21 protein-coding genes are annotated in these 24,732 nt (G+C 71.6%); 14 read left to right on the top strand and 7 right to left on the bottom strand.

Translation table 11 applies throughout. The features are described 5' to 3' along the window. Positions 1 to 81: 81 nt before the first annotated feature. A complete protein-coding gene (gcvT, locus tag QCZ28_RS26460; protein ID WP_279519171.1) occupies positions 82 to 1,212 on the bottom strand; it encodes a glycine cleavage system aminomethyltransferase GcvT in 1,131 nt (376 codons plus the stop codon). Positions 1,213 to 1,374: 162 nt separating this feature from the next. Here gcvT and QCZ28_RS26465 point away from each other — a divergent pair, with 162 nt between their 5' ends. Further along, positions 1,375 to 2,949: a leucyl aminopeptidase gene (locus tag QCZ28_RS26465; protein ID WP_279519172.1), complete on the top strand. Its 1,575-nt coding sequence runs from the start codon at positions 1,375 to 1,377 to the stop codon at positions 2,947 to 2,949. A gap of 47 nt (positions 2,950 to 2,996) precedes the next feature. On the opposite strand, the gene QCZ28_RS26470 is transcribed toward QCZ28_RS26465, so the two are convergent. Beyond that, a complete protein-coding gene (locus QCZ28_RS26470) occupies positions 2,997 to 3,326 on the bottom strand; it encodes a hypothetical protein (protein WP_030337985.1) in 330 nt (109 codons plus the stop codon). Between the two features lie 178 nt (positions 3,327 to 3,504). Between QCZ28_RS26470 and lpdA the strand changes: the two genes are divergently transcribed. Continuing rightward, positions 3,505 to 4,896 carry a dihydrolipoyl dehydrogenase gene (gene lpdA / locus QCZ28_RS26475; RefSeq protein ID WP_279519173.1) on the top strand — a complete coding sequence of 464 codons (1,392 nt, stop codon included), beginning with the start codon at positions 3,505 to 3,507 and terminating at the stop codon, positions 4,894 to 4,896. 66 nt (positions 4,897 to 4,962) lie between these two features. Further along, complete coding sequence (sucB, locus tag QCZ28_RS26480; RefSeq protein ID WP_279519174.1) at positions 4,963 to 6,792, top strand: 2-oxoglutarate dehydrogenase, E2 component, dihydrolipoamide succinyltransferase; 1,830 nt, start codon at positions 4,963 to 4,965, stop codon at positions 6,790 to 6,792. A 64-nt stretch (positions 6,793 to 6,856) separates the two neighbouring features. Here sucB and QCZ28_RS26485 read toward each other — a convergent pair whose 3' ends face one another. After that, complete coding sequence (locus QCZ28_RS26485) at positions 6,857 to 7,792, bottom strand: SDR family NAD(P)-dependent oxidoreductase (protein WP_279519175.1); 936 nt, start codon at positions 7,790 to 7,792, stop codon at positions 6,857 to 6,859. A gap of 152 nt (positions 7,793 to 7,944) precedes the next feature. Here QCZ28_RS26485 and QCZ28_RS26490 point away from each other — a divergent pair, with 152 nt between their 5' ends. Further along, positions 7,945 to 9,282, top strand: a complete 1,338-nt coding sequence (locus QCZ28_RS26490; protein ID WP_279519176.1) for a low temperature requirement protein A — start codon at positions 7,945 to 7,947, stop codon at positions 9,280 to 9,282. A gap of 129 nt (positions 9,283 to 9,411) precedes the next feature. Next, positions 9,412 to 9,891: a hemerythrin domain-containing protein gene (locus QCZ28_RS26495; protein ID WP_279519177.1), complete on the top strand. Its 480-nt coding sequence runs from the start codon at positions 9,412 to 9,414 to the stop codon at positions 9,889 to 9,891. Between the two features lie 114 nt (positions 9,892 to 10,005). Here the strand turns inward: QCZ28_RS26495 and QCZ28_RS26500 are convergent, their stop codons facing one another. Beyond that, a complete protein-coding gene (locus QCZ28_RS26500; RefSeq protein ID WP_347815133.1) occupies positions 10,006 to 11,397 on the bottom strand; it encodes an MFS transporter in 1,392 nt (463 codons plus the stop codon). Between QCZ28_RS26500 and QCZ28_RS26505 the strand changes: the two genes are divergently transcribed. After that, positions 11,324 to 12,154: a helix-turn-helix transcriptional regulator gene (locus QCZ28_RS26505; protein WP_279519179.1), complete on the top strand. Its 831-nt coding sequence runs from the start codon at positions 11,324 to 11,326 to the stop codon at positions 12,152 to 12,154. The genes QCZ28_RS26500 and QCZ28_RS26505 overlap by 74 nt on opposite strands. 23 nt (positions 12,155 to 12,177) lie before the next feature. On the opposite strand, the gene QCZ28_RS26510 is transcribed toward QCZ28_RS26505, so the two are convergent. Further along, positions 12,178 to 12,588: a MerR family transcriptional regulator gene (locus tag QCZ28_RS26510; RefSeq protein WP_279519180.1), complete on the bottom strand. Its 411-nt coding sequence runs from the start codon at positions 12,586 to 12,588 to the stop codon at positions 12,178 to 12,180. A 55-nt stretch (positions 12,589 to 12,643) separates the two neighbouring features. Between QCZ28_RS26510 and QCZ28_RS26515 the strand changes: the two genes are divergently transcribed. From QCZ28_RS26515 to QCZ28_RS26525, 3 genes are all read left to right on the top strand, one after another. Beyond that, the gene (locus QCZ28_RS26515) at positions 12,644 to 13,642 is read left to right on the top strand and encodes an aldo/keto reductase (RefSeq protein WP_279519181.1); all 999 of its coding nucleotides are present in this window, start codon (positions 12,644 to 12,646) and stop codon (positions 13,640 to 13,642) included. A 156-nt stretch (positions 13,643 to 13,798) separates the two neighbouring features. Next, a complete protein-coding gene (locus QCZ28_RS26520) occupies positions 13,799 to 14,704 on the top strand; it encodes a TIGR01777 family oxidoreductase (protein ID WP_279519182.1) in 906 nt (301 codons plus the stop codon). Positions 14,705 to 14,862: 158 nt separating this feature from the next. Beyond that, positions 14,863 to 15,777 (top strand): LLM class flavin-dependent oxidoreductase, encoded by a 915-nt coding sequence (locus QCZ28_RS26525; protein WP_279519183.1) that lies wholly within the window; start codon positions 14,863 to 14,865, stop codon positions 15,775 to 15,777. Between the two features lie 90 nt (positions 15,778 to 15,867). Here QCZ28_RS26525 and QCZ28_RS26530 read toward each other — a convergent pair whose 3' ends face one another. After that, a complete protein-coding gene (locus QCZ28_RS26530) occupies positions 15,868 to 17,085 on the bottom strand; it encodes a PHB depolymerase family esterase (RefSeq protein WP_279519184.1) in 1,218 nt (405 codons plus the stop codon). Positions 17,086 to 17,303: 218 nt separating this feature from the next. On the opposite strand from QCZ28_RS26530, the gene QCZ28_RS26535 reads away from it, so the two are divergent. The 3 genes from QCZ28_RS26535 (at position 17,304) to QCZ28_RS26545 (ending at position 20,303) form a co-directional block, all read left to right on the top strand. Continuing rightward, positions 17,304 to 19,136 carry a DUF2079 domain-containing protein gene (locus tag QCZ28_RS26535; RefSeq protein WP_279519185.1) on the top strand — a complete coding sequence of 611 codons (1,833 nt, stop codon included), beginning with the start codon at positions 17,304 to 17,306 and terminating at the stop codon, positions 19,134 to 19,136. A gap of 80 nt (positions 19,137 to 19,216) precedes the next feature. After that, positions 19,217 to 19,858: a lipoyl(octanoyl) transferase LipB gene (gene lipB / locus QCZ28_RS26540; RefSeq protein ID WP_279519186.1), complete on the top strand. Its 642-nt coding sequence runs from the start codon at positions 19,217 to 19,219 to the stop codon at positions 19,856 to 19,858. 52 nt (positions 19,859 to 19,910) lie between these two features. Continuing rightward, positions 19,911 to 20,303, top strand: a complete 393-nt coding sequence (locus QCZ28_RS26545) for a VOC family protein (protein WP_279519187.1) — start codon at positions 19,911 to 19,913, stop codon at positions 20,301 to 20,303. A gap of 46 nt (positions 20,304 to 20,349) precedes the next feature. Here QCZ28_RS26545 and aspS read toward each other — a convergent pair whose 3' ends face one another. Continuing rightward, positions 20,350 to 21,636 carry an aspartate--tRNA(Asn) ligase gene (gene aspS / locus QCZ28_RS26550; protein WP_279519188.1) on the bottom strand — a complete coding sequence of 429 codons (1,287 nt, stop codon included), beginning with the start codon at positions 21,634 to 21,636 and terminating at the stop codon, positions 20,350 to 20,352. A gap of 340 nt (positions 21,637 to 21,976) precedes the next feature. Here aspS and lipA point away from each other — a divergent pair, with 340 nt between their 5' ends. Both lipA and QCZ28_RS26560 read left to right on the top strand, forming a co-directional pair. Continuing rightward, positions 21,977 to 22,972: a lipoyl synthase gene (gene lipA / locus QCZ28_RS26555; protein ID WP_081883748.1), complete on the top strand. Its 996-nt coding sequence runs from the start codon at positions 21,977 to 21,979 to the stop codon at positions 22,970 to 22,972. 53 nt (positions 22,973 to 23,025) lie between these two features. Continuing rightward, positions 23,026 to 24,726: a hypothetical protein gene (locus QCZ28_RS26560; protein ID WP_279519189.1), complete on the top strand. Its 1,701-nt coding sequence runs from the start codon at positions 23,026 to 23,028 to the stop codon at positions 24,724 to 24,726. Positions 24,727 to 24,732 lie beyond the last annotated feature (6 nt).

Here is a 24,732-nt window from a genome sequence, read left to right on the forward strand (position 1 = left end):
GATCATGAAGTTATTGCCAGCGCCGTCGGCGTGTCGTGGCAATAACTTCATGATCAACCAGGTCGTGGGTGGGGGTGGGGGTTACTTCACTGAGGGGGTTACGAAGGGGGGTTTCGTCAGGGTCAGGGGGGCTCGGCGGCCTCGGATGTCGATCTCGACTTCGGCGCCGTCGGCGAGGTTGGCGTCGGTGTCCAGCAGGGCCAGGGCGATGCCCTGCTTCCTCGTCGGGCTGAAGGTGCCGCTGGTCACGGTGCCGACCTGGACGTCGCCCACGTGCAGGGTCATGCCGGGGCGCGGGATGGCCCGGTCCACGGCCACCAGGCCGCGCAGCGTCCGCCGGGGGCCGGCGGCCTTCTCGGCGAGCAGCGCGTCGCGGCCCCAGAAGGCCGGCTTGTCCCAACCGACCGCCCAGCCGGAGCGGGCCTGCACCGGGCTGATGTCCAGGGAGAGGTCCTGCCCGTGCAGCGGGTAACCCATCTCGGTGCGCAGCGTGTCCCGGGCGGCCAGCCCGCAGGCGCGCAGCCCGAACGTCGCGCCGACGGCGAAGAGCGCGTCCCAGACCGCGACCGCGTGCTCCGCCGGCACCACCAGCTCGTAGCCCAACTCGCCCGTGTAGCCGGTACGGCAGACGGTCAGCTCCACCCCGGCCAGGCTCGCGGCGGAGAAGCTCATGTACCCGTGCTCGGTGGGCAGGTCCAGGGCGGCCAGCAACTCGGCCGAGCGGGGGCCCTGCACGGCCAGCACCGCGTACGCCTCGTGCTCGTCGGTGACTGTCACCTGCGCGGGCGCGGCGGCGCGCAACCGGCGTACCACCTCGGCGGTGTTCGCCGCGTTCGGGATGAGGAAGACGTGGTCGTCGGCGTAGAGGTAGGCGATGATGTCGTCCACCACGCCGCCGGTGGCGTCGTCGCAGCAGAGCGTGTACTGCGCCCGGCCCGGGCCGATCCGGCCCAGGTCGTTGCTGAGGCAGGAGTTGACGAAGTCGGCCGCGCCGGGGCCGCTCACCCGGGCCTTGCCCAGGTGCGACACGTCGAAGACCCCGACCGCCGTACGCACCGCGGTGTGCTCCTTGAGCACTCCCCCGCCGGCGTACTCCAGCGGCATCTCCCAGCCCCCGAAGGGGGCGAACTTGGCTCCGGCGGCGGTGTGCCGCTCGTGCAGCGGGGAACGGCGCAGCCGGGTCGCGGCGGCGTCGGAGGTCACGTCGGTCATGGGTGGCAACTTACCGGGGGCAACGCCGCTGGTTAGCATCGGCGGGAGCCCGCTGGCGCCGTCGGCGGGACAGCAATGACGTCCGGCAGGTAGGTTCCGCCGGAGACCTTCACCGCTGGTACGCGACGCCGCGACCGGCCCGGCCCGCCCGGAGTAGCTTCAGTGACTTCACCCCGCACCACCAACCTGAGCCTGGTCGACACCGACCCGGCCGAGCTCGCCGTCGACGCGATCGTGATCGGCGTGCACAGCCAGACCGGAGAGCAGGGCGCCACCAGCGGCCTCGCCGGCACCCTGCTGCTCGCCAGCGGCGCGGAGAGCATCGCGGCCGCGTTCGACGGCAAGCTGACCGAGACGCTCGCGCTGCTCGGCGCGACCGGCGGGCCGGGTGAGGTCATCAAGCTGGCCACCCTGGGCACCGTGACCGCCCCGCTGGTCACCGCGGTCGGGCTCGGCCCGGAGCCGTCGGGCGCCGCACCGGCCCCGGAGACGCTGCGCCGGGCCGCCGGTGCCGCGATCCGGGCCCTGGCCGGCGCGAGCACTGTCGCGCTGGCGCTGCCACTGCCGGATGACGCGGACGCGTCGGCCGAGCTGCGGGCGATCGCCGAGGGGGCGCTGCTGGGTGGGTACCGGTTCGCCGGCTACAAGACCCGGCCCCAGCCGACCCGGCGGGAGCCGGTGGCCGAGGTGCTCATCGCGGTGCCGGACGCCGGCGACGCGAACGCCCAGGCCGAGGTCGCCCGGGCGCAGGCGGTGGCGGGCGCGGTCCGGCTCAGCCGGGACTGGGTGAACACCGCGCCGAACCAGCTGCGTCCGCCGTCGTTCGCCGACGCGGTGGCCAGCGCGGCGCGCGAGGCGGGTCTCGACGTCGAGGTGCTGGACGAGGCGGCGCTGGCCGCTGGCGGGTACGGCGGCATCGTGGCGGTCGGGCAGGGTTCGGAGGCCCCGCCGCGGCTGGTGAAGCTGACCTACACCCCGCAGGGCGGCGGCAACGGCAAGCGGGTCGCGCTGGTCGGCAAGGGCATCACCTTCGACACCGGCGGCATCTCGATCAAGCCGGCGCAGGGCATGTGGGAGATGAAGTCCGACATGGCGGGTGCCGCCGCGGTGGGCGCGACCATGCTGGCGATCGCCGCGCTGAAGCCGTCGGTGGCGGTCAGCGCGTACCTGCCGATGGCGGAGAACATGCCCTCGGGCACCAGCTACCGCCCGGGTGACGTGATCACCATGTTCAACGGCAAGCGGGTCGAGGTGCTCAACACCGACGCCGAGGGCCGGATGATCCTGGGCGACGCCATCGCCCGCGCCTGCGCCGACGGCACCGACTACCTCTTCGAGACGTCCACCCTGACCGGCGGCCAGGTCATCGCGCTGGGCAAGCGGGTGGCCGGCGTGATGGGCACCCCGGAGCTGTGCGACCGGGTGAAGGTGGCCGGCGACGCCGTCGGCGAGCCGGCCTGGCCGATGCCGCTGCCCGACGACGTCCGTAAGGGCATGGAGTCGGATGTGGCGGACATCTCGCAGGTCAACGCCGGCATGGACCGGGCCGGTCACATGCTGCAGGGCGGCGTGTTCCTGCGTGAGTTCGTGGCCGACGACGTGGCCTGGGCGCACATCGACATCGCCGGGCCGGGCTACCACTCGGGCGAGCCGACCGGCTACTGGACGAAGGGCGGCACCGGCGTTCCGGTCCGCACCCTGGTGCAGCTCGTCGAGGACGTCGCCGCCAACGGCTGACGCGACGGACATCGAGGGGGCCTCCGGTCGACGCCGGGGGCCCCTTGTCAGTACCGCTCGGGCCGGCGTTTGCGGCGCTCGTTGAAGTCGCGCATCCGCTGCGGGTAGCCCATCAGCCGGACGTCGTACACCGGGATGCCCATCCGGTACGCGAAGCGTCGCGCCCCGTCCGGCCCGTCGATCCGGCGGCGGGTCCACTCCCCGTCGTCGGCGATCAGGATGACGGTGGTCTCCGTCACCGTCGTCCGCGGCTCGATGAACGCCTCGACGCCGCGGCGACTCCGGATGAAGTTCTCCAGATGGTCCAGATCGCCACGATCGGCGGCACGGTCACGGCTCGGCACAGCCGCCTGTTTGCGGCGCCGGAACAACCCCACCGGATCTCTCCCCCACCGTGCGTCATCGACAACGGTGCCAAGGGTACGTGTCGATGACGTGTCGTTGGGCACCTCAGTACGCACCCTGTGCTCAGTGGTGACAAGATGACCGAGGTGGGGTGTGTCCGTGTTACACCCCTGTGACCCCCGATGCAGCGACGCGACCTGGGAGTTGGACGTGAGCGAGCCGAACGAAGCGACCTTCGACATCGTCATTCTCGGAGGTGGCAGCGGCGGCTACGCGACCGCGCTGCGCGCCGTCCAGCTGGGCCTGAAGGTCGCGCTGGTCGAGAAGGGCAAGCTCGGCGGGACCTGCCTGCACAACGGCTGCATTCCCACGAAGGCTCTGCTGCACGCGGCCGAGATCGCCGACCAGGCCCGTGAGTCGGAGCAGTTCGGCGTGAAGGCCGAGCTGATCGGCATCGACATGGCCGGGGTCAACTCGTACAAGGACGGCGTGATCGCCCGCCTGTACAAGGGTCTCCAGGGCATGCTGAAGGGCAACAAGTCGATCACCATCGTCGAGGGCCACGGCAAGCTGGTCGGCAAGAACGTGGTCGAGGTGGACGGCAAGCGTTACACCGGCCGCAACATCGTCCTGGCCTCCGGCTCGTACGCCAAGAGCCTGCCCGGCCTGGAGGTCGACGGCGAGCGGATCATCACCAGCGACCACGCGCTCACGATGGACCGGGTGCCGTCGTCGGTGATCGTGCTCGGTGGCGGCGTGATCGGCGTCGAGTTCGCCAGCGTGTGGAAGTCCTTCGGTGTGGACGTGACGATCGTCGAGGCGCTGCCCCGGCTGGTCGCCGCCGAGGACGAGGAGTCGTCGAAGGCGCTGGAGCGGGCGTTCCGCAAGCGTAAGATCAACTTCAAGGTCGGCAAGCCGTTCGAGAAGGTCGAGAAGACCGACAACGGCGTCAAGCTGACCATCCAGGGCGGCGAGACCGTCGAGGCCGAGCTGCTGCTGGTCGCCGTCGGTCGCGGCCCGAACACCGCCAACCTCGGGTACGAGGAGCAGGGCGTCAAGATGGACCGCGGCTACGTGCTGACCGACGAGCGGCTGCGTACCAACGTGCCGAACGTCTACGCGGTCGGCGACATCGTGCCCGGCCTCCAGCTCGCCCACCGCGGCTTCCAGCAGGGCATCTTCGTGGCCGAGGAGATCGCCGGCCAGACCCCGGCAGTGATCGACGAGGTCGGCATCCCGCGCGTCACCTACTGTGACCCGGAGCTGGCGTCGGTGGGTCTCACCGAGGCCAAGGCCAAGGAGCAGTACGGCGCCGACAAGGTCAAGACGTACAACTACAACCTGGGCGGCAACGGCAAGAGCCAGATCCTCAAGACCACCGGCTTCGTGAAGCTAGTCCGGGTCGAGGACGGTCCGGTGGTCGGCGTCCACATGATCGGTGCCCGGGTCGGTGAGCTGATCGGTGAGGCGCAGCTCATCTACAACTGGGAGGCGTACCCCGCCGAGGTCGCCCAGCTCGTGCACGCCCACCCGACCCAGAACGAGGCGTTGGGCGAGGCGCACCTGGCCCTCGCCGGCAAGCCGCTGCACTCGCACGCCTGATCATCCAAACCGCGGCGTCCGGCGACGGGCGAAGATCCCACCAGGGGAATGAAGGAGTCTCAGAAAATGCCGGTATCGGTCACCATGCCCCGGCTCGGCGAGAGCGTCACCGAGGGCACCGTCACTCGCTGGCTCAAGCAGGAGGGCGACACGGTCGAGGTTGACGAGCCCCTGCTCGAGGTCTCGACCGACAAGGTCGACACCGAGATCCCGTCGCCCGCTGCGGGCGTGCTGAGCCGGATCGTGGTCGGCGAGGACGAGACCGCCGAGGTCGGCAGCGAGCTGGCCGTCATCGCCGGTGAGGGCGAGTCGACCGGTGGTGGCGAGGCCGCCGGGCAGGAGCAGGCTCCGGCCGAGGCGGTCGAGCCGGCCGCCGAGCCGACGGCCGCCGCCGAGGGCACCGCCGACGAGGTCGCCCAGGACGAGGCCCCGACCGAGGAGCCGGCTCCGGCCGCCGCCTCGTCGGGCGAGGGCACCCCGGTGAAGATGCCGGCCCTGGGTGAGAGCGTCACCGAGGGTACTGTCACCCGCTGGCTCAAGCAGGTCGGCGAGACCATCGAGGTCGACGAGCCGCTGCTGGAGGTCTCCACCGACAAGGTGGACACCGAGATCCCGTCGCCGGTCGCCGGCACGGTGCTGGAGATCAAGGTCGCCGAGGACGAGACCGCGGCGGTCGGCGCCGACCTGGCAATCATCGGTGCCGCCGGCGGAGCCCCCGCCCAGGCCAAGCCGGAGCCGAAGCCCGAGCCGAAGGCGGAGGCCAAGCCGGCGCCGAAGGCCGAGCCGAAGCCGGAGCCGAAGGTCGAGGAGCCGACCCCCGGCATGTCGTACAACGAGCCCGCCGCGGAGACCGAGAGCTCGGCGCAGCCGGCCAAGACCGAGCAGGCCGCGCAGCCGGCCGCCGCCACCTCGACGCCGCCGCGCCCGTCCGCACCGGCGCCGGGTGCCGGCGAGGAGGCCGCCGGATACGTGACTCCGCTGGTGCGCAAGCTGGCCAGTGAGCACGGCGTCGACCTGGCCGCGCTCAACGGCACCGGCGTGGGTGGCCGGATCCGCAAGCAGGACGTCCTCGACGCGGCCGAGAAGGCCAAGGCCGCCAAGGCCGCGCCGGCTCCGGCGGCACAGCCGGCCGCCGCGCCGAAGCCGGCCGTCAAGCCGCAGCCCAGCGCCAAGCGGGGCACCACGGAGAAGCTGCCGCGGATCCGGGCGACGATCGCCAAGCGCATGCAGCAGTCGCTGCACGAGACGGCGCAGCTGACCACTGTCGTCGAGGTCGACGTCACCAAGGTCGCCAAGCTGCGGGCCCAGGCCAAGGACTCGTTCCTGGCCAAGCACGGCGTGAAGCTGTCCTTCCTGCCGTTCTTCGCCCTCGCCGCCATCGAGGCGCTCCAGACCCACCCGATCATCCAGGCCAGCATGGACCTGGAGGGTGGCACGATCACCTACCCGGCCGCCGAGCACCTCGGCATCGCCGTGGACACCGAGCGCGGGCTGCTCGTGCCGGTCATCCACAACGCCGGTGACCTCAACATGGGCGGCATCGCCAAGCGGATCGCCGACCTGGCCGAGCGCACCCGGAACAACAAGATCACCCCGGACGAGATGGCCGGTGCGACCTTCACGCTGACCAACACGGGCAGCCGGGGCGCGCTCTTCGACACGCCGATCGTGCCGTCGCCGCAGTCGGCGATGCTCGGCACGGGCGCCGTGGTGAAGCGTCCGGTCGTGGTCAACGACCCGGACCTGGGCGAGGTCATCGCGGTCCGGTCGATGGTCTACCTGGCCATGTCCTACGACCACCGCCTGATCGACGGCGCCGACGCGGCCCGCTTCCTGACCGCTGTCAAGGAGCGGCTGGAGGGCGGCAACTTCGAGTCGGAGCTGGGCCTGGCCTGATCCGCCTGAACGCCGAAAAAGGGCGCCCCGGTCGTCGACCGGGGCGCCCTTTGCGTTGTGCTGCTCAGCCCTTGAGCAGTGCGGTCGAGACCTGCCAGAGTCGCTCGGCGGCCTCCGGGTCCAGCGCGTAGTCGGCGACGCCCGTCCGCCCACCGGGCTGGGCGGGGGCAGCCTGCTGACAGTCCTCGAAGTAGCGCCCACCCACCTCGTCGAGCAGCGGTGACGCGGCGACCAGCACGGAGGTGGCGGCGCCCTGCTCGACGGTCTTCCAGGCCGCCGCGTTGCCCGCCCGCATCCGGTCCAACTCCTCCTTGCTCACGTAGCGCTGGAGGTTGGTCTGGATCGCGCCGGGCATCAGCGAGTTGGTGTAGATGCCGTCGTCGGACCAGCGCCGGGTCGCCTCCACGGCGAAAAGCACGTTGGCCGTCTTGGACTGCCCGTACGCCTGCCACGGCTCGTACTCCCGGTTGTCGTACTGGATGTCGTCGAAGACCACCGGTGAGCGCAGGTGGGCGGCGGAGCTGACCGAGACGATCCTGGCCCCGTCCCCGGCCGCGAGGGCCGGGCGGAGTCCGTTGGCGAGCGCGAAGTGCCCCAGGTGGTTGGTGGCGAACTGCATCTCCCAGCCCTGCGGCGTGCGGGACAGGGGTGCGGCCATGATGCCGGCGTTGTTGACCAGGATGTGCAGCGGGCCGTCCCAGTTGGCCACGAAGTCGGCGACCGAACCCTGATCGGCGAGGTCGAGCGGGGCGACCAGGACCCGGTCGTTGCCGGTGGTGCCGGTGATGTCGTCGGCGGCCTTCTGCCCGGCGTCGGCGTTGCGGACCGCGAGGGTGACCGCCGCGCCGGCGCTGGCCAGGGCGCGGGCGGTCTCCACGCCGATCCCGGAGGACCCGCCGGTGACGACCGCCCGCCGCCCGACGAGGTCCACGCCCTTGATCACGTCCATCGCCGTGGAGTGATGAGCGAACGGAGTGCTGATCGGATTGTTCGTCGTCATTGTCCATCCTTGTCCGGGTGGGGCGGACCGGCCGGCCCGCTGCGGGAGGCCGCGGTCCCGGTGTTTCCCCGACCCGGGCCGGAGGTAACGCTGGATCCGTCGCCATCGCCGTTCGACCCTCCGACCAGCCCGAACGCTGCCAGAGTTGGGACGTGGGCGGCTACCGGCGGGGTGGACAGCTGGGACCGGCCGTGCCGATCGCCCCCGGGGCCCGGGTGGACAAGTTCGAGGTCTTCTTCGACCTGGTCTTCGTCTTCTCGTTCTTCATCATCACCCGGGCCACCGCGGCGAACATCTCCGGACGGCAACTGCTGCACGCCGGCCTGGTGCTCGCCGTGCTCTGGTGGATCTGGGTGGTGCACAGCCTGGTCGCCACCCGGGTCCGGCTCGGCGAGGGCTACGTCCCGGTGCTCATGGTGATCGCGATGGTCGCGCTGTTCGCGTTCGCGTTGGGGCTGCCGCAGGCGTTCAGCGACCCGAAGGGGAGCGCCGCCGGCCCGATGCTGGTGGCGATCAGCTACGTCGTGGTCCGGGCCGTACACATGATCCTTTATCAGCATGTGGTGCGGGACAGCCCACAGGAGCGGCGGCAACTGCGGCGGTTCGCACCGGAGCTGACGGTGAGCATCGTGCTGTTGCTGGCCGCCGCCCTCATCCCACCGCAGATCACCGACCCCGACCAGGCCGCCATGGTCCGCGACGGGCTGTGGGTCACCGTGGTGGTGGTGCAGTACGCGACCGGCTTCATCGTCGGGACCTGGGGCTGGGGGGTGACCAGCGCCGAGCACTGGACGGAACGCTACGACCTCATCCTGATCATCGCGCTGGGCGAGTCGATCATCTCCACGGGGGTGGGCGGCAACCTGCTCGGCAAGCCGGTCACCTGGCCGGCGGTGGCCGCCGCCGCGCTCGGCATCGTGGTCACCGCCGCCCTCTGGTGGGCGCACTTCGACTTCATCGGGCCGGCCGCCCGGATCGCCCTGCACGCGGCGGAGGGTGCCCCCCGGGTGGCGATGGCCCGCGACGCGTACGCGTACCTCTACCTGCCGATGATCGCCGGGGTGATCCTCTTCTCGATCGGCAACGAGGAGATCCTCCACAAGATCACCGACCCGGCCGGCGGGATCGCGGAGAAGGTCGAAGGGCCGGCGGTGCCGATGCTGTTCGGTGGGCTGATCTGCTACTTCGCCGTCAACCTGCTCTTTCAGTTGCGCACCCTGCACACCGTCACGTGGACCCGCATCGGCGTCATCCTCGTGCTCAGCGCGGCCCTCCCGGTAGGCCAGCACCTGCCGGCGCTGGGCGCGCTCACCCTCGCGACAGTGATCTGCGTGGCGCTGGTGGCGGTGGAGGTGATGGTCATGTCGCAATCCCGGCACGCGTTGCGCGCCGCCGTCTTCCAGGAACGGACCAGTCACGAGGCCCACGAGGCCGGCTGGCGGGCGCGCTGGCACGACGTCCGGGAGACCGACGAGCCGACCACTCCGTGATCACTGCCGCTTGCCGGCGCGGGCCGCCGCCGGCCGGTCCGATCGGGATAGACTCCGGCGCAGCGTCGCGGTGCACCCGGCACGAAGGCCGCCGTGGGCATGGAGGCGCGGGGACAGCATGGGACTCACGTGCACCCAAACGGTTCACCGGCCGACCGGCTCGCCGCCGTCGGCAATCAGATGATCGAGATCCACCTCTGGCTCAGCGCGGAACTGGCCCGGTTACAGAACAGCCTCGACACCCCGTCGCGGGACCTGCGGGCGCACTGCCTGACCTTCTGCGCCGCACTGGGGCGACACCACACCGGCGAGGACGCGGGCGCGTTCCGGTTGCTGGCCGAGGAGGTCCCCGAGCTGCGTCCGGTGATCGCGAACCTGATCACCGACCATCAGGTGGTGGCGGGGATCCTGGAACGGGTCGAGGCGCTGCTGGGCGGCGACGCGGCGGTGCCGGTCGCCCAGGTGCGCGCCGAGTTGGGCGGGTTGGCCGCCCTGCTCGAATCGCACTTCCGCTACGAGGAGAAGCGGCTGGTCACCGCCCTGAACGCGCTCACCGGTCGAGCCGGGACAGCCGAGGAACTCCTCGGCCTGACCGCGCCGCCCGGCTGACCGGTCTCCCGTCTAGTCCCTTCCCGCCCTGGTGGGCGACCCCTTCAGGTCCGAGAGCCTGCGGGAGGGCTGCCGGATTCTGTACGCATCTTCGGCGAACCCGGCTGTCGTGGGTCAAGCCGATGCCGGAGCGGGCCGACCGATCAGCAGATGGAGCACGCAGGCGAGCACCGCGAGCGCGGCTGCGGCGAGGCACAGCAGCCGTGCGCCGGCGCCATGCGTGAGAAGCAGGCCGCCGAGCCCTGCTCCGAGTGCCTGCCCCAGGTAGAGCGCGGAGGAGTTGAAGGAGATGACGACGCTGGCCAGGTCCGGTGCCAGCCCGGTGAGGCGGTGGTTGTTGGGTGTGGCCACGGCCCAGGCAGCGGCCCCGTTCACAGCCATGACCACCGTGGCCATGGCTGTGGAGTAAGTGATGGTGAAGGCCGCTAGCGTGAGCGCGAGCATGGCGCTGGCAAGCCAGAGTGTCGGTTCGGCTCCCCAGCGGTCGGTCAGCCATCCGCTGCCGAACGAACCCACCACACCGCCGACACCCCAGACCAGTAGCGCCACCGCCAGGGCGGCACCGGTGGTATGTGTGGTCTGGCCGAGTACCTCGGCGATGTAGGTGTAGACCATGATGCTGGAGGCGCTGGTCAACATCATGAACGCGACGATGGTCAGCACACGGCCCCGGGCCATGACCCCGAACCGCGCGGCCAGTGGCACCGTGGGGGGCATGGGTAGCCGTGGCAGCGTGGCCATCAACCCGACAAGCGCGACCACGCCGGTGGCGGCGCTGAACACCAGGCTCGCCCGCCAAGACACCTGCTGGCCGATCGCGGTGCCGACGGGGACGCCGAGTACCGTTCCGACGGTCAACCCACCCAAGATCACCGCGAGGGCCTGGCCACGCCGGAGCGGTCCGGCGAGCGCTGCCGCGGCGGCCGATGCGTTGGGCGTGAACAGGGCTGCACCGAGTCCGGCCGCGATCCGCGCCGTGAGCAGCAGCGCCAGCGTCGGGGCGATCGCCGAGGCGAGATTGGCCAGGATGAACAAGGTCAGGGCGCAGGCCATTAACGGCTTGCGCGGCAGCCGCGCGGTGAAGGCGGCCAGCAGTGGAGCGGTCAGGCCGTAGACCAGCGCGAACGTGGTGATGACCTGGCCGGCCGCGCCAGCCGAAACGCTCAGGCCGTGCGAGATCTGCGGCAGGATGCCCGCCAGTACGAACGAGTCGGTGCCCATCGCGAACGACCCGACCGCAAGGACTGCGACCGGGCGGCCCCACCTGGGCTCCTTGGTGGTGCCCGAGGGGTGGGCAGCGGCGACCTGGCTGCCATGTGATGTGGTCATGTGCTCAGCATGTGTGCGCGCCTTAACCTGGTACAGGTGCGCAGTTATGCTGGTATGAGGGCCACCAGGACGAGCAGCGAAGGCGGGCGCTTGTATGGGAGCCGTGACGCAACGCGAACTTCTCGCCGGGTTTCTCCGGTCACGCCGGGAGGCGCTTGCTCCCGAGGAGGTCGGCATCGTGCGCGGGCCCCGTCGTCGCACCCCCGGGCTGCGGCGCGAGGAAGTGGCCCAGCTGTCGGGCGTCAGTGTCACCTGGTACACGTGGCTTGAGCAGGCCAGGGACATCAGCGTCAGCCGCCAGGTTCTGGAGAGCCTGGCGCGCACCCTGCACCTCACCGCCGCGGAACGGCGGCATCTGTTCACCCTCGCGGAGACCGCAGTGCCCGACGAGGCCCCACCGCGGAGGAGCGTCAATCCCACCCTCTGTCAACTGGTCACCGCCCTCCAACCCAACCCCGCCTACGTGATCGACTCGTGCTGGGACGTACTCGCCTACAACCGGGCCTATGAATGCCTCGTCGGGGGCCTGGACGGCCTTCCCGAGGAGGAACGCAACAGCCTCTGGCTGTTGTTCACCCGGACTGCGATGCGGACTCTGGTTGTCGACTGGCAGCGCGAGGCCAGGCAGATAGTCGGCCAGTTCCGTGCCTCCGCCGGCCGTTATCCCGACGACCCCCGGATCGACGCCCTCATCAGTGCGCTCAACGAGGCCAGCCCTGCGTTCGTCGCCATCTGGTCCGAACATCCCATTCAGGCATTCGCTTCAGCGACCAAGCGATTCCATCATCCACGAGCAGGTCGTATCGACCTGAACTACACGAAACTCGCTGTGGTCGAGAACCCCACTCAGCACCTGGTGGTCTTCCTGCCTGCCACACCCAGCGACGCTTCGGGCCTGGAGCGGCTCGCCGCAGGCGACGACGCAGCGGGCTGAGACCGGGAGCCAGTTCTATATGTCTAGGCGACGGAACGGGCGGCTGTCCCGGTCTGCTCCACCTCCGGCACCGGGCCGGGCAGCCGCTCGTAGTAGCGGATCTTCTCCCGGAGATGCTCGTACTGACGCTGGAGCAGGCCCATCTGCTCCTCGACCCGCACCGCGTGGGTTCGCAGCAGTGCACAGCGCTCGTCGACGGTGTGGTCACCCTCGCGGGCCAGTTGCGCGTAGCGGCGCATCTGCGCGATCGGCATCCCGGTGTCGCGCAGACACCGGAACAATTCGAGCCAGCCGAGGTCGTCGTCGGTGAAGACCCGCTGACCACCAGCCGTCCGCTCCACGTCGGCGAGCAGGCCGATCTTCTCGTAGTACCGCAGGGTGTCCAGGCTGAAGCCGCTGCGGCGGGCGGCCTCCGAAGGGGCGTAACCGCTCATTCGCGAGATGGTAGTGCTTGACCTGGAGCGCGCTCCAGGTTGGAGGCTGGTGACCATGACGACGACACGGACGCTGGGACGCAGCGACATCACGGTGAGCGCTATCGGAATGGGATGCTGGGCCATCGGCGGCCCGCTCTGGGGTGACGACGGGCAGCCGTTCGGCTGGGGTGAGGTGGACGACGCCGAGTCGATCCGCACCATCCACCGGGCGCTCGAACTCGGGGTGACCCTGTTCGACACCGCCAGCAACTACGGCGCCGGACACAGCGAACGGATCCTCGGAAAGGCCCTGGCCGGGCGACGGGACAGCGTGGTGATCGCCACCAAGTTCGGCAACGTCAGCGAGGAGAGCACCCGGCGGGCGGTCGGCACCGACGCCAGCCCGGCCTTCGCGGTGCGCAGCCTGGACGACTCGCTGCGCCGGCTCGGCACCGACTACGTGGACCTCTACCAACTGCACCTCAACGACCTGCCGGTGCCCGCCGCGCTCGATCTGATCGACACCCTGGAGGGCCTGGTCGACCAGGGCAAGATCCGGGCGTACGGCTGGAGCACCGACGACCCCGCCTCGGCGCAGGCGTTCGCGGCCGCCGGCCCGCACTGCGCCGCGATCCAGCACGACGAGTCGGTGCTGCGCGACAACGCGGCGGTGCTGGCGGTCTGCGACACGCACGACCTGGCCAGCCTCAACCGTGGGCCGTTGGCGATGGGGCTGCTCACCGGGTCGACCCGGGCGGTCGGGGCGGACGACGTGCGCGGGCGGGCACCGGAATGGCTGGAGTGGTTCACCGACGGCCGGCCGACGCCACGCTGGGCGGCCCGGGTCGACCAGGTCCGCGCGGCGCTCACCGCCGACGGGCGCACCCTCGCGCAGGGAGCGCTCGGCTGGCTGCTGGCGCGCAGCCCCCGTACCGTGCCGATCCCCGGCCTGCGCACCGTGGCCCAGGCCGACGAGAACCTGGCCACCCTGGAACTGGGCCCACTGAGCCCCGAGTCGTACGCCGAGGTGGAACGCCTGCTAACCGACCTACGCCCGGCCCTCACCCCCTGACCCCGCCCTAACCCCGCCCTGACCTCGTCGATCTTGCACTTGCTGTCCCGGCGAAACGGATGTGACGGGGCAGAACGGCGACCGAAAGTGCAAGGTCGGCGAGAGGGCTGCGGACTGAGTGCGTCCGGGCGTGGGGGTTTGGACGAAGATGGGGGTATGCGGATCCTTCTGGCCGGCGCGTCCGGCTTCCTCGGCACCCGGCTGGCCGACCGGCTCACCGCCGACGGGCACCAGATCACCCGGCTGGTCCGTCGGTCGCCGCACGACTCGCAGCAGCGGCAGTGGGACCCCGCCGCCGGGCAACTCGACCCGGCCGTCGTCGCCGAGGCGGACGCGGTCATCAACCTGGCCGGGGCGGGCGTCGGCGACAAGCGCTGGAACGACGACTACCGCCGGTTGATCCGCACCAGCCGGGTGGACAGCACCACCACGCTGGCGACCACCATCGCCGGGCTGCCCACCGCGGACCGACCCCGGGTGCTGCTCAACTCATCGGCCGTGGGCTGGTACGGCAACACCGGCGACCGGGCGGTCGAGGAGGACGCGCCGGCCGGCGAGGGCTTCCTGGCCGACGTCTGCCGGGTGTGGGAGGCCGCGACCCGGCCGGCCGAGGACGCCGGGGTACGCGTGGTGCGGCTGCGGACCGGCCTGCCACTGAACCGCGAGGGCGGGCTGCTCAAGCCGCAACTGCTGCCGTTCAAGCTGGGTATCGCCGGCCGGCTGGGCAGCGGCCGGCAGTGGCTGCCGTGGATCTCGATGGCCGACTGGCTGGACGCGACCCGCTTCCTGCTCGACCACGACGACATCGCCGGCCCGGTGAACGTGGTGGGGCCGAACCCGGTGACGAACGCCGAGTTCACCCGGGAACTGGGCCGGCAGCTGCACCGCCCGGCGATCATCCCGATCCCCGCGCTGGCGCTCAAGGTGGTCCTCGGCGGTTTCGCTCACGAGGCCCTCACCAGCACCCGCGTCCTCCCCGGAGTCCTGACCCGAGCCGCCTACCCCTACCAGCACCAGACCCTTCCCCAAGCCCTCAAAGCAGCCCTGACCCCCACCCCCTGACCCCCACCCGCCCCCGCCACCACTGGCGTTGATCAAGAAGTTTGCGTCAGACTCCGGCTCCCGGATGACGCAAACCTCTTGATCAACAGGGGCAGGGGTGGTTCGGCCCTCGGCAGAAATCTGCGGTCAGTGGGCCGGCGTGGGCCCAAGCTGGACCGATGGCGACTTTCTCCCTCCAGGCCACCCCGACCGACGCGGCGAGCTGGGCCGAGCTGGCCCGCCGGGCCGAGACCGCCGGCTTCGACGCCCTGCTCGCCGCCGACCACCCTGGCGACGTGACGTCACCGTTCGTGGCGCTGGCCGCCGCCGCCCCGGTCACCTCGACGATCGGGCTCGGCTCGTACGTGTCAAACCTCGGCGTACGGGAACCGATGCTGCTCGCGGCCGACGTGGCCACCCTCGATCTGATCTCCGGTGGACGGGCCCGGCTCGGTGTCGGCGCCGGTCACACCCCGGCGGAGTGGCGCGCGGTGGGCCGGGAACGCCCCGACGTGGCCGGTCGGGTCCGCCGTTGCGTGGCCGTCGCCGAGGCGGTCCGCGCCCTGCTCGACGGCGCCCCGGTCACGGTCGAGACGGCCGAGTTGACGATGCGCGAGGCGGTGCTGCGCGAACCCCGGCCGGTGCAGGAGCGGATCCCGCTCACGATGGGTACGGCGAACTCGACGCTGCTGCGGTGGGCCGGCGCGCACGCCGACGTGGTCGGGCTGACCGGGTTCGGACGTACCCTCGCCGACGGCCACCAGCATGAGGCTCGCTGGCGGACCGACCAGATCGAGGCGCAGCTGGCCTGTGTGGCCGCCGGCGCAACCGGCCGGGCCGATCCGCCGGCGCTGGAGGCGCTGGTGCAGACGGTGGTGGTCACCGACGACGCGGAGGCTGCCGCCGCGGAGCAGGCCCGACGCAACGGCATGACCGTCGCCGAACTGCTGGCCACTCCGTTCGTGCTGATCGGCACGGTGGACGAGATCGTCACGGCGGTCGCCGAGCACGAGAAGCGCTGGGGGGTGACCCGGTTCGTGGTCCGCCGCGACGCGCTGGATCCGCTCACGCCGGTCCTGGCCCGGCTGACCTGATCCCACGCTGACGCCACCGTTGATCAAGAGGTTTGCGTCAGATTCCGGCTTCCGGATGACGCAAACCTCTTGATCAAGAGGGGGGTGGGATCAGCAGCCGATCACCCAGTAGTTGGGGGCGGTCTGCTTCAGGGCGGTGGTGTAGAAGGTGTTGTAGAGGCCCATCCGCTCGTTGGAGCCGTTGGCGTAGGCGTACCCGCCGGACTGGTACGCCCGACCGGCCGTCACGTGCGCGTAGTTGCTGGCCGTCACGCAGGTCGCGGGCGTGGTCGGGGTCGGGGTCGGGGTCGGGGTGACCGTCGGCGTCGGGGTGGGGGTCGGGCCGGTGCCGCCACCGTTCAGACCGAAGAAGAGCGCGTCACGGTACGTCGAGCAGATGGTGTCCAGGAAGTACGCGGTGGCGGTGCCGCACTGTTCGGCTGCGGAGCCCGGGTCGACCGGGGTGCCGTGGCCCATCCCGGAGACCCGGTAGAGCCGCACGTCGTCGTTGCCGTACACCTCCAGGGTCGTGTTGCCGGGCAGCGACGACGTGCTGGTCGGGGTCTGCGAGACGCCCCGCACGTTGGTCCACTGGTCGCGGGACTCGGTGGCGTTGAGCGGGGCGACCGTGTAGTCCGAGGTGCCGTGCCAGATGGCCACCCGGGGGCGCGGGCCGGTGTAGCCGGAGTACGCGCCCCGCACCAGGTCACCCCAGGCTGCCGGGGTCTTGTCCGAACCCGGGCTCATGCAGCTGAACGCGTTGACCATGCTGGTGGCGCAGCGGTACGGGATCCCGGCGATGATCGATCCGGCGGCGAAGACGTCCGGGTAGGTGGCGAGCATGACGGCACTCATCGCCCCGCCCGCGGAGAGCCCGCTGACGTACACCCGGGAGCCGTTCACCCCGAAGTTCGCCTTGGCGTGGTCGACCATCTGCTTGATCGACAGCGCCTCGCCCTGGCCTCGGGTGGTGTCGCCCGCCTCGAAGAAGTTGAAACAGGAGTTGGCATTGTTGCCGGACGGCTGCTGGGCGACGATCAGGGCGAACTTCCACTGGTCGGCGTACTTCTGCCAGCCGGAGTTGGCGAAGTAGCCGGAGGCGTTCTGCGTACACCCGTGCAGCAGGACGACGGCCGGGGAGTTGGCCGGCAGGTTGTCCGGCCGGTAGGCGTACATGGCGAGGTTGCCGGGGTTGGAGCCGAAACCGGTGACCTGGGTGAGGGTGGCGGCCTGGGCGGGTGCGGCGATGGCGACCACGCCCGCGGCGGCGAGGGCGACCCCGGCGACCGCACCGAGCAGCCGGGTGAGGATGGACGAGGAGCGGCGCACGGCGGCCTCCTGAGGGGGCGGACTGTGAACTGGGTCACGGTCGAGTTGCCGAGACGTTACGACGGTGTGTCGCCGCTATGACATGGCGCACACTCACACATTCACGACGGACGCTGTGTACGCCGAACCATCGACGAGGCGGACCTAATCCGTCCCCAACGGTCCCGTCCTTGCAGGTCTGACCGGCCCGTCCAGGTCCGGTTGGTAACGTCCGCTGCGTGCCGTCCTCCCCGTCGCTGGCCACCGGGCCCGCACCCGCGTCACCGCCGCGCGCCGTCCGGAACCGCCGGGCCGACCTGATCGTCGTGCTGGTGGCGCTCGCGCTCGCCGTCTGGGTGACCAGTGGGCTGTGGCGGGACCCGAACGTGCGGACCATCACCGTCAACTCCAGCGACCAGGCGCTGTTCGAGTGGCTGCTGGCCTTCGGCGGGCACGCGGTCACCCACGGGGAGAACCCGCTCTTCACCTACCTGATCAACGTCCCGGACGGCGTGAACCTCGCGGTCAACACGACGGTCACCGTGTACGCGGTGGTCTTTGCCCCGCTCACGTACCTCATCGGGCCGCCGGCGACGTTCCTGGTGATCCTCACCCTGAACCTGCTCGCCACGGCGTTGGCCTGGTACTGGCTGTTGTCACGGCACCTGGTCCGCAGCCACCTGGCCGCCGGGGTGGGCGCGCTGTTCATCGCCTACTCCCCCGGCATGGTGTCGCACGCCAACGCGCACCTGAACTGGACCGCCGGTTGGCTGGTGCCGCTGTTGATCTGGCGGCTGTTCGCGCTGCGCCGCCCGGGGCACTGGCTCCGCGACGGGGTGATCCTCGGCGTGCTGGTCGCGGTGGCCTTCTCGATCGCCGCCGAGGGGCTCTTCTTCACCGCGCTGGCGCTGGGAGTGTTCGTCGCCATCTGGGCGCTGCACCCGGCCAACCGGGCCGAGGCGCGCGCGGCGCTGCCCAATTTCCTGCGCGGGCTCGGGGTGACCGCGGTGGTCGCCGGGGTGCTGTTGTCGTACCCGCTGTGGTTGCACTTCGCCGGGCCACAACGGTTCCACGGCACCGGCTTCGACCCGGTGATCCACTCCGAGGACATCGCGGCGTTCGCCGCCTTCCCGCGCCGCTCGCTGGCCGGCGAGGTCGGGTTGGGCACCTCGCTGGCACCCAACCCGACCGAGGAGAACTCGTTCTTCGGCATCCCGCTGCTGGTGCTCACAGTGGTCTGTTTCATCGCGCTCTGGCGTCGGGCCGACGCGCACCGCCGGGCCACCCTCTGGGCGCTGGGCGTCGTCGCGCTGATCTTCACGGTGCTCTCCTTCGGTCCGGTCGCCAAGGTCGACGGCCGACGCACCGACCTCCCCATGCCGTTCGACCTGCTCGGACAACTGCCGGTGGTGAACGCCGCGCTACCGGCCCGGCTGGCGCTGGTGGTCGCGCCGGTGGTCGGGCTGTTGCTGGCGTACACGATCGACCAGTTGCGCGCCGCTCCACTGCGGCACCGCTCCACGGAGCTGGCCTGGCTGGTCGGTTTCGTGGTGGCCCTGGCGCCGCTGCTGCCCACCCCGCTGCTGACCGACGAGCGGGAGCCGATACCGGAGTTCATCACCTCCGGCACCTGGCGGGAGTACGTCTCACCCGACGGGGTGCTGACCCCGCTGCCGCTGACTGTGGACATCTACCCGGACGGCCAGCGGTGGCAGGCGTACGCGTTGTCGCACCGGCAGGGCGAGTTCGCCATTCCGGGCGGCTTCTTCCTCGGCCCCGGCGGGCCGGACGGGCGGGGCCGGATCGGTCCGGTGCCGCGCACCCTGAGCGCGTTGATGGACCAGGCCGGCCGGACCGGGTTGGTCCCCATCGTCACCGACGGAACGATCCGGGAGGTCCAGTCGGACCTGCGGCACTGGCGCATCGAGACGGTGGTGCTCGCCGACCAGGTGCACGGCGCGAAGTTCGAGGTGGACGAGGAGGCGCTGCGGCGTACCGCCACCGCCCTGTTCGGCGAGCCGCAGCGGGTCGACGACGTCTGGCTCTGGCGGATCCCAGCGGCCGACCGGTAACGCCCGACCCGCGTGGTGATCTTCGCCGGTGAGGCGGCTCACCAGGGAAGATCGCCCATGGCGGGACTAGGCTTGATGCCGTGACAACGACGACCCCCGGCCTGACGGCCGTTCGTGCCGGCCTGCTCGACTACCAGGCCGCCTGGGACGAGCAGCGACGCCTGCACGAGTCGGTGGTGGCTGGCGAGCGCGGCGACACCGTGCTGCTGCTGGAGCACCCCAGCGTCTACACCGCCGGCAAGCGCACCGAACCGTGGGACCGGCCGATGGACGGCACTCCGGTCGTCGACGTGGACCGCGGCGGCAAGATCACCTGGCATGGGCCGGGGCAGCTCGTCGGTTACCCGATCCTGCGCCTGCCCGACCCGGTGGACGTGGTGGCCTACGTGCGCCGGACCGAAGAGCTGCTCATCGACGTGTGCGCCGAGTTCGGGCTGAGCGCCGGCCGGGTCGAGGGGCGCAGCGGGGTCTGGGTGCCCGAGGACGACCGGGGGCCGGCCCGCAAGGTGGCCGCCATCGGCATCCGGGTGGCCCGGGGCGTCACCCTGCACGGCTTCTCGATCAACTGTGACTGCGACCTGACGTACTTCGACCGGATCGTGCCGTGCGGCATCCGGGACGCCGGCGTCACCTCGCTCACCGCCGAGCTGGGCCGCCCGATCAGCGTCGCCGACGTGCTCCCGGTGGTCGAGCGTCGGCTCTCCACCCTCGTCACGGTCTGAGCAGGCCCGGCCGCGCGCCGGGGTGACCGAGGCCCGGCCTATCCTCGGGCCAATGCAGATCGACCTCGTCACCGTTGTCGTCACCGAGTACGACCCCGCCATCGCCTTCTTCACCGGGGCACTCGGCTTCGAGTTGGCCGAGGACTCCCCGTCGCTGACCAACGACGGGCGACCGAAGCGCTGGGTGGTGGTCCGCCCGCCGGGCGGCGGCACCGGGTTGCTGCTGGCCCGCGCCGACGGCGAGCGGCAGGAGGCCGCAGTGGGCGACCAGACCCACGGCCGGGTCGGGTTCTTCCTCCAGGTCGACGACTTCGACGCCACGTACCGCCGGATGGTCGGGATGCACGTCGAGTTCGTCAAGCCGCCGCGCACCGAGCCGTACGGCAAGGTCGCTGTCTTCCGCGACATCGCCGGCAACCTCTGGGACCTGCTCGGCCCCGCCTGAGCCCCGCCGCCGGCCCACCCGATCGGGTGGGCCGACAGGGCGGACCTTACGGAGTCAGGCGGTGCAGGTCGCGCGGGAACGCGGCGACCTCCCGGATGTTGGCCGCGCCGACCAGCCGGGCCACGAACCGTTCCAGGCCGATGGCGAAGCCGCCGTGCGGCGGCATGCCGTGCCGGAACGCGTCCAGGTAGCCGGCGTACGGCTCGACCGGCTCGCCCCGGGCCGCCAACGCCGCCAGGTAGTCGGCGTGCCGGTGCAGCCGCTGCCCGCCGGTGACCAGTTCCAGACCCCGAAAGAGCAGGTCAAAACCGTTCGAGTACGCGGGCCGCGCCGGGTCCGGGTGGGTGTAGAAGGGCCGCTTCGCCATCGGGTAGCCGGTGACGTAGAGGAAGTCCGACCCGTGTTCGCGCCGGGCCCACTCGCCCAGTGCCCGTTCGTGGGCGGGCGCGAGGTCCGGCTCGTCGGCGGGCGCGCCGGCGATCGTCAGCGCCTCGGTGAAGTGCACCGCCGGGATCTCCGCCGGCACCTGCGGCGCGGTGACGCCGAGCGTCGCCAGGGCCGCGCCGGCCCGCTCGCCCACCGCGCCCAGCATGCCGGCCAGCGTGTCGCGCAGCACCCGCATCACGTCGGAGTGGTCGGCGACGAAGCCCAGCTCCGCGTCGAGCGACGTGTACTGCGCGAGGTGCCGGACGGTGTCGTGCGGCTCGGCCCGGAAGACCGGCCCCACCTCGTAGACACGTTCGAAGACGCCGACCATCAGCTGCTTGTAGAACTGCGGCGACTGGGCCAGGTACGCGGGCCGGCCGAACCAGTCCAGCGCGAACACGTTCGCCCCGCTCTCGGTGCTGGAGCTGACCACCTTCGGCGTGTGGATCTCCACGAAGTCGCGGGCGTCGAGCGCGGTCCGGAACCCGGCGACCGCCGCCGCCGAGATCCGCAGCGCGGCCGAGCGGGTGGGGTGCCGCAGCGCGGTGGGCGCGTGGTCCAGCTGGGTGGGCAGGCTCGCGGTGAGCGCCGGCCGGTACAGGTCGAACGGTGGCGGCGCGGCGGGCGGCCCGAGTGGACGTACCGTCGGGTCGGTCAGCTCGACCCCGGCGGGCGCCGTGCGGTTCGCGGTGGCCGTGGCGGTGACCTCGACGACCGTCTCCTCGGTGAGTTTCTCCAGTTCGGCGCGGACGGCCGGGTCGGTGACGACCACCTGGGCCAGGCCGGCGGCGTCCCGCACGATCAGGAAGGCCACCGACTTGAGCAGTCGGCGGCGGTGCACCCAGCCGGCGATCCGCACTGTCGTGCCGATGCTGGCGGGCAGGTGATGGGACAGGGTTCGTTGCATGGCGTGCTGCTCCTCGGTCGATCGCCACGCCGTCGCCGCCCGGGGGGAAGCGAAGCGTCGCATCAGCCCCAGGCAGGTGTGGGCGAGCGGGAACCTCGCGGTGCCACCACACCTTCGCCCACCGGCACCAGACCGCCTCTCAGCACCGGCGGCTCTCTGCACTGGCGGGTCGGCGCGCTACTCGGCTCCGTCGTCGCTGTTGGCGGCGACCGTAGCACCCGAATCCCGCTCGTGTGACGCACATTTTCGACACCCCGGTGTCCGGCGTCACAACGTTCGGGGCGTGACGCCGGTCGCCCGACGCACATAGACACCTGCCGTCGGGCGTAGGCTCGTTTTCGTGACGATCGAGCACTCCGCGCCGACGACCGGCCAGGCAGCGCGCACCGCAACGGCGGCCCCCGAGGGGCGGCGTCTGCTGCGGATCGAGGCGCGCAACGCCGAGACGCCGATCGAGCGCAAACCGCCATGGATCAAGGTCAAGGCCAAGATGGGCCCGGAGTACACCCAGCTGCGCGGGCTCGTCTCGCGCGAAGGGCTGCACACCGTCTGCCAGGAGGCCGGCTGCCCCAACATCTACGAGTGCTGGGAAGACCGCGAAGCCACCTTCCTCATCGGTGGTGACCAGTGCACCCGGCGCTGCGACTTCTGCCAGATCGACACCGGCAAGCCGGCCGAATTCGACGCCGACGAGCCGCGCCGGGTCGCCGAGTCGGTGGTCTCGATGGGCCTGCGCTACGCGACCATCACCGGCGTCGCCCGCGACGACCTGCCCGACGGCGGCGCGTGGCTGTACGCCGAGACCGTCCGACAGATCCACGCCCTGCAGCCGGGTTGCGGCGTCGAGCTGCTGATCCCCGACTTCAACGCCGTCCCCGAGCAGTTGGCCGAGGTTTTCGGCTCCCGCCCGGAGGTGTTGGCGCACAACGTGGAGACCGTGCCGCGCATCTTCAAGCGCATCCGCCCGGCCTTCCGCTACGACCGTTCGCTGGACGTGATCCGGCAGGCCCGCGCCGACGGCCTGGTCACCAAGAGCAACCTCATCCTGGGCATGGGCGAGGAGCGGGCCGAGGTCTCGCAGGCGCTGCGTGACCTGCACGAGGCCGGCTGCGAGCTGATCACCATCACCCAGTACCTGCGTCCCTCCCCCCGCCACCACCCGGTGACCCGCTGGGTCAAGCCGGAGGAGTTCGTGGAGCTGCGTGAGGAGGCCGAGGAGATCGGCTTCGCCGGGGTGATGAGCGGGCCGCTGGTGCGTTCGTCGTACCGGGCCGGTCGGCTGTACCAGCAGGCCATCGACGCCCGCGCCGCCGCCTCGGTCGTCACCGTCAGCTGACCGCGCCGGCAACGCCGCGCGGCCGTTCGCCGTCCGGGTGTCATGATCCTGTGATGACCGTCGGCGTACGCGAGCAGCCGCGCGGCGCGGGCGCACCCCGCCCGCGACCCGGCGCACGTGCCAGCCTGGTGGGTTGGCTCACCGGGTTGGCCGTGCTCGCCGGGGTGGGCTACCGGCTCTGGCTGCTGTGGCAGGACGCGCCGCCGACGAACAGCGACGAGGCCACCATGGGGCTGGCCGCGCTGCACATCGCCCGGGGCGAGGGTTTCCCGATCTGGTTCTACGGCCAGCAGTACATGGGCACGCTGGAGGCGTACCTGGCCGCGCCGGTGTTCGCCGTGGCCGGTGGGCCGTCGCTGCTCGGGCTGCGGTTGCCCACGCTGGCCCTGTACGCGGTGTTCCTGCTGCTGGCCTGGCGGTTGACGCTGCGGCTCACCGGGGACCGGTGGTTCGGGCTGCTGATGGTCGTGCTGCTGGCCCTCGGCTCCGACCGGGTCGTCAAGAACCAGCTGATCGCCGGCGGCGGCTACCCCGAGATGAACGTGGCCGCGGCGGCGCTGGCCCTACTCGCCGTGGACCTGGCCACCGACCGCCCCGGGCCGTCGGCCGACACCGGGCGACCTGACCGCACGTCCGCCGGGCGACGGGGCTGGCGGCTGGCGCGCTGGGCCACCTGGGGGTTCCTGGCCGGGCTGATGCTCTGGGACGACCCGCTCGTGCTGCCGTACGTCGCGGCGACCGGGGTGGTCCTCGTCGCGTTCCGCCGCCGGGAACTGTGGGGTGCCGCCGGGGCGCTGCTCGGGGTGGCGGCCGTGCTGGGGGCGGGCCCGCTGCTGCTGCACAGCCTGCTGACCGGGCGCAACCCGCTGCACGCCGTGCTCGTGGCCAGCGGCGCGAACGCCAGCGCGGGCTGGGCGGACCGGCTGCACGGCGGTCTGGTGCTCGGCCCGCCGCTGGGCATGGGCTTCTGCGCTCCTGGTCAGTGCGCCACCTGGCAGCTGTGGTGGGCACTCGTCCTGCCGCTGCTGCTGGCCGTCGCCGCCGGCACCGCCTGGCGGGCCCTGCGTACCCCCGACAGTGGCCCCGCCGCTGTCGGCCCCGGCGCGGTGTCGCCCCGGGTGGCGGCGGCGGTCCGGCTGGCGCTCGTGCTGGCCGCGCTGGCCACCCTCGGCGCGTACACCGTGAGCAGTGCCGCCGGGCTCACGCCGGTGGAGAGTTCCCGTTACCTGTCCTGCCTGCTCATCTCCCTGCCGGCGCTGCTCTGGCCGGTGTGGACGGTGGCCCGGCGTGGGCTGCGACCGGCGGCGACCGGCCGGCACGGCGTCAGGTCGACGGTGGCCCGCTCGGTCGCGGTGCTGCTGCTCGCCAGCACGGTGGGCACCGCCGCCCACGCCACCTGGCGGGCGGCGGAGACCGTCGGGGCGACCCGGGCCGCCGAAGCCCGGCACGCCGAGTTGGTGAGCACCCTGCGTCAGCTCGGCGTACGGCACGTGCGCGCCGGTTACTGGACCTGCAACCGGCTCACCTTCGCCACCGCGGAGCGGGTGGTCTGCGCGGTCGTCGACGACAACCTCCGCCCCGGGTTCGACCGCTACCCCGCGTACCGGCGGGAGGTGGACAGCGCGACGGCGCCGGCCTGGGTCGCGCCGGCCGGATCGCCGCTGGCCGGGGTGCTCGACGAGCGGCAGCGGGTCGCACCGGGCAGCCTCGACCTGGTCACGATCGAGGGCTGGCGCGTCTACCTGCCGCGCTGATCCCGC

Origin of the sequence: Micromonospora sp. DH14, assembly GCF_029809455.1 — a bacterium.
Classification (GTDB): Bacteria; Actinomycetota; Actinomycetes; order Mycobacteriales; family Micromonosporaceae; genus Micromonospora; species Micromonospora parva.

Excerpts from the sequence above, each read along its gene's own strand:
- gcvT (WP_279519171.1), bottom strand. The coding sequence starts at position 1,212 with ATGACCGACGTGACCTCCGACGCCGCCGCGACCCGGCTGCGCCGTTCC.
- sucB (WP_279519174.1), top strand. The coding sequence starts at position 4,963 with ATGCCGGTATCGGTCACCATGCCCCGGCTCGGCGAGAGCGTCACCGAG.
- QCZ28_RS26485 (WP_279519175.1), bottom strand. The coding sequence starts at position 7,792 with ATGACGACGAACAATCCGATCAGCACTCCGTTCGCTCATCACTCCACG.
- QCZ28_RS26500 (WP_347815133.1), bottom strand. The coding sequence starts at position 11,397 with ATGCCGACCTCCTCGGGAGCAAGCGCCTCCCGGCGTGACCGGAGAAAC.
- QCZ28_RS26510 (WP_279519180.1), bottom strand. The coding sequence starts at position 12,588 with ATGAGCGGTTACGCCCCTTCGGAGGCCGCCCGCCGCAGCGGCTTCAGC.
- QCZ28_RS26515 (WP_279519181.1), top strand. The coding sequence starts at position 12,644 with ATGACGACGACACGGACGCTGGGACGCAGCGACATCACGGTGAGCGCT.
- QCZ28_RS26520 (WP_279519182.1), top strand. The coding sequence starts at position 13,799 with ATGCGGATCCTTCTGGCCGGCGCGTCCGGCTTCCTCGGCACCCGGCTG.
- QCZ28_RS26525 (WP_279519183.1), top strand. The coding sequence starts at position 14,863 with ATGGCGACTTTCTCCCTCCAGGCCACCCCGACCGACGCGGCGAGCTGG.
- QCZ28_RS26545 (WP_279519187.1), top strand. The coding sequence starts at position 19,911 with ATGCAGATCGACCTCGTCACCGTTGTCGTCACCGAGTACGACCCCGCC.
- aspS (WP_279519188.1), bottom strand. The coding sequence starts at position 21,636 with ATGCAACGAACCCTGTCCCATCACCTGCCCGCCAGCATCGGCACGACA.
- QCZ28_RS26560 (WP_279519189.1), top strand. The coding sequence starts at position 23,026 with ATGACCGTCGGCGTACGCGAGCAGCCGCGCGGCGCGGGCGCACCCCGC.